This is a genomic window from Psychrobacter sp. T6-1 (assembly GCF_052258445.1).
In genome coordinates this window covers 1-4,528 of sequence record NZ_JBQQFC010000202.1, presented here as the reverse complement: position 1 = coordinate 4,528, position 4,528 = coordinate 1, and the positions used below count along the sequence as shown (strand labels likewise).

At 46.1% G+C, this 4,528-nt stretch carries 3 protein-coding genes and 1 tRNA gene; all 4 read right to left on the bottom strand.

The genetic code is table 11. The features are described from left to right. The 4 genes from ACTXGO_RS10075 to ACTXGO_RS10060 all read right to left on the bottom strand — a co-directional run bounded on the left by ACTXGO_RS10075 (position 1) and on the right by ACTXGO_RS10060 (position 4,528). Positions 1–77 (bottom strand) — tRNA-Ile (locus ACTXGO_RS10075). Between the two features lie 98 nt (positions 78–175). Beyond that, complete coding sequence (locus ACTXGO_RS10070) at positions 176–973, bottom strand: pteridine reductase (RefSeq protein ID WP_317199304.1); 798 nt, start codon at positions 971–973, stop codon at positions 176–178. 5 nt (positions 974–978) lie between these two features. Beyond that, positions 979–2,139, bottom strand: a complete 1,161-nt coding sequence (locus tag ACTXGO_RS10065) for a tRNA nucleotidyltransferase (protein ID WP_435950843.1) — start codon at positions 2,137–2,139, stop codon at positions 979–981. Between the two features lie 88 nt (positions 2,140–2,227). Beyond that, positions 2,228–4,528: an NADP-dependent malic enzyme gene (locus tag ACTXGO_RS10060; protein ID WP_443574309.1), complete on the bottom strand. Its 2,301-nt coding sequence runs from the start codon at positions 4,526–4,528 to the stop codon at positions 2,228–2,230.

Sequence of the window (4,528 nt, the reverse complement as noted above, 5' to 3'; positions counted from 1 at the left end):
TGGTGGGCCCAGTAGGACTTGAACCTACGACCAAAGGATTATGAGTCCTCTGCTCTAACCAACTGAGCTATGGGCCCTAACGGTAGACGGATAATGATACATCATTTTTTTTAATTTTCAAGTAAAAGATAGCAAGATACGCGCTTTGATTGACATATTTTCTTTATTTAAGACTTTAGCGAGTGCCTCCTGCTAAGGTCAATCGGCGACCACCGTCAACGTTGATAATCTCGCCTGTGATATAACTTGCCTTTGCCAAAAATAATACCGCTTCTGCGATATCCTCAGGTGTGCCAACTCGCTGTATAGGGATAGAGGCCACAATGCGCTGCTGGTGATCTAGATCAATAGCTTGATCACTATCGGCATCAGGTAAGATATTGACCCCAGGCGCGACACCATTGACCCTTATATCAGGAGCAACTTCCAATGCCAGTGACTGTACCAGCATCTGGTGTGCAGCTTTTGCCATATTATAAACCGTATAACTGTTAAAAGGCTTATTTTGAGCATGAATATCGAGCAGACTGATGATACAGCCTTGCTGTTGTTTGAGATAAGGCAGTAATGCTTGGCTTAAAAATAGCGGAGCTTTGGCGTTAGTTAACAGCAGCTCGTCCCACTGCGCGCTATCAATAGTGCCGATTGGAGTTGGGTAAAAGCGTGAAGCGTTGTGAACGAGTACGTCAAGCTGCCCAAAAATGCTAATGACGTCTTGTACGAACTGATTAAGTAAACCATTATCATTAATGATGGCTAAGTCTGCCATAATAACTGCGGCAGTATTAGGACGAACATCATTAAGCTTAGCAGCTAGCATTTGTGCTTCTATTTTGCTGTGATGACAGTGAATAATAACGCGGTAGCCTCGCGTATGGGCAGCTTCAATAATAGCGGCACCAATGCGCTTAGCACTGCCAGTGACTAGCATGACAGGCGTTTCATTAGGTTCTAAACGGGTTGTATCAATCATAACGTTTATGCTTTTAAATGTTCTATACGCGCTTGGCGTAGCGCTTCACCAATTGCTGCGCCTTTATGATCAGGCGAGATGTCTTGTATACCGATAGCGTGGAAGCTACCGAGCGCCAGCATCATGTCTCGATGAGCTATAGCTAATTGCAACACATGAGCGGTAACTAGTAATTGCGAGAGCTTAGCGGGGTCTTTGTGCGCGCTACAGGCTTGAATCAGATCAATCTTTTGCGCGGCATCTAGCTCGTTTACTGCTCTTAACTTATCGTTTTCGGCAATAAAAAGGCTAGCAAACTGGGTTTGTGCTTTGGGGACTTTTGCACTGTTACCTATGCTGACGATGTCCTGCGCGGCAGTAGAGTTAGTTAACTTGATATCGAATGATTGCGAAGCTAGACTACTCATCAATAATGCCCAGCGCTGTGACAAATTAAGTTGCATCTGCGCGGCAAAATATAGCGCAGTTTGCACCGTTTCTCTTATTTGCCCATCACCCCAAGCCTCATGTAGAGGTGTAAAGTAGGGCGTCAATGCGCCAAGCTCAAATAACTGCTGCCAATAGATTTGCGGTGAGGATTGCATCATAGCACGGCTCGACTCTTGCCAAATACGCTCCGCACTTAAATGCTCAAGCTCACCTGAGGCGACCAATTGCTGCATTAAGGTCAATGTCTCATCAGCGATGCTAAAACCATAGTCATAATAGCGACTATAAAAACGCGCGACACGTAGTACCCGCAGAGGATCCTCACTAAACGCCGCTGACACATGGCGTAGTACCTTGTCCTTGATATCATCAAGGCCACCATAATAGTCGACCACGTCTCCTGTGAGAGGGCTGTCATCGAATAAGCTGATCACTTGTATCGCCATAGCATTGACGGTCAAGTCGCGGCGCTGTAAGTCATCGAATAAGGTGACATCAGGGCTGGCATGAACGCTAAAACCTTGATACCCATGACCTTGCTTGCGCTCGGTACGAGCAAGGGCATACTCTTGCTGGCTTGTAGGGTGCAAAAATACAGGAAAATCTGCACCGACCTGCAAAAACCCAGCGGCAATCATCTCATCAACAGTGGCACCAACCACAACAAAGTCTTTGTCTTTAATTGGGCGTCCTAAGAGCTGATCGCGTACCGCACCACCGACGAGATAAACTTGCATGACAACCTCACATTAATGTAATCAGTAAAAAACCAGTCAACACTACATAAGCATTGACTGGTTTGAGTATAACAGACGCTATTTTAGACTATAACGCTTTTTGTACGTCTTCCAAATCTATTGCTTCAGTAACTGCAAGGGCAGTCATATTGACGATACGGCGCGCTGTCGCTGATGGCGTCAAGATATGCACAGGCTTATTTGCACCTAACAAGATAGGGCCGATAGAGGCACTACTGGTTGCGGTTTTAAGCAAATTAAAGGCAATGTTTGACGCATCAAGCGTTGGCAAAATTAGCAGGTTAGCAGAGCCTTTTAGCGGGCTTGATGGCATATCCTCTAAGCGAATATTCTCGTCTAAAGCGGCATCGCCTTGCATCTCGCCTTCAAACTCAAAGTTAACATTCATATCGGTTAGGATCTGATAGACCTTGCGCATCTTCACAGCACTTGCGCGGTCTGAGGTACCAAAATTAGAATGTGATAGCAGAGCTACTCTTGGTGTGATACCAAAGCGGTGCAACTGATCGACCGCCAAGATAGTCATCTCAGCCAATTGCTCTGCTGTTGGGTCTTCATGAATATAGGTATCGGCGATAAAGATATTGCGATTTTGCATGAGGATTACGTTCATCGCATAAAAGTCGCTGACGCCTTCTTTTTTGCCGATGACGCTTTGTACATAATCAAGGTGCAACTGATAATGGCTAAAGGTACCACAGATCATACCGTCTGCATCACCATTATTAACAAGGAGCGAGCCGATCAAAGTAGTTTTACGGCGTACGTCACGGCGAGCAAGCTCGATACTGACGCCGCGGCGCTTGTTTTGTTCATAGTAGCCCATCCAGTAATCTTTATAGCGAGGATCATCATCTGGATTGACGATGGTAATGTTGACACCTTCTTTGAGACGTAGGCCGAGCTTTTCGATATTGTTTTCGATAACAGAGGGACGACCAACCAAGATAGGCTGCGCTAAATGTTCATCGACGACGACCTGAACGGCTAGAAGTACGTTTCTATCCTCGCCCTCACAATAAACAATGCGTTTAGGATCTGTTTTTGCACGTGCAAAGATAGGCTTCATTACAAACGCTGAGTTGTACACGAATTCTGATAGACGCTGACGATAGGCATCAAAGTCATCAATAGGCAAAGTTGCTACGCCTGAATCCATAGCCGCTTGAGCAACAGCTGGGGCAATCTCGATAATAAGGTTGGGCTCAAGGGCACCTGGAATGAGATAATCACGGCCAAAGCGCTTGATATTATCAATGCTCTTGACATTGCTCATTGGTGTCGCTTCAACGTGTGCCATAGCAGCGATTGCACGTACGCAGGCAACTTTCATCTCTTCGTTAACTGTAGTTGCGCCGACATCGAGTGCTCCGCGAAAGATATAAGGGAAGCATAAGGCATTATTGACCTGATTGGGATAATCTGAGCGACCTGTTGCCATAATGACATCTGGACGTACCGAATGTGCAAGCTCTGGCATGATCTCAGGCGTGGGGTTGGCTAGAGCAAAGATAATAGGGTCTCGCGCCATGCGTAGAACCATCTCAGGGCTTAAGATACCAGGCATCGATAGGCCGATGAACATATCGACATCATCCATCACCTCATCGATGGTAGTGGCGTCGGTATCTCGAGCATAGCGCTGCTTTGATTCATCCAAATTCTCACGGCTGGTGCTGATGATACCGCGTGAGTCCGAGACAAAGATATTGTTTACATCAACGCCAAGCGCGGTGATGATATCCAAGCAAGAGATAGCTGCTGCGCCTGCACCTGAACAGACGATCTTGATGTCTTCAATCTTTTTATTGGTGATAATAAGGGCGTTGAGCATAGCAGCGGCAACGATGATTGAGGTGCCGTGTTGGTCATCATGAAATACAGGAATGTTCATGCGCTTACGCAGTTCGCGCTCAATCTTAAAGCACTCTGGTGCCTTGATGTCTTCTAGGTTAATACCACCAAATGTAGGCTCAAGCGAGGCTACTGCTTCGATAAATTTATCAGGATCATTTTGGGCAATCTCTAAGTCGAATACATCGATACCCGCAAACTTTTTGAACAAAACCCCTTTACCTTCCATAACAGGCTTTGAGGCAAGTGGACCGATATCACCTAGACCGAGTACCGCAGTACCATTAGTTATGACGCCAACCAAATTGCTACGGGCTGTATATTTGGCCGCTAAGGTAGGGTCTTTTTCGATCTCAAGACAAGGAACGGCAACGCCAGGAGAATAAGCCAATGCAAGATCACGCTGGTTTGCTAACTGCTTGATAGGCGTGACCGATATTTTACCCGGTCTTGGGAACTCATGGTAATGCAGCGCCGCTTGTTCAAACTGTTGTTTTTCCGATTCTATTTGGAT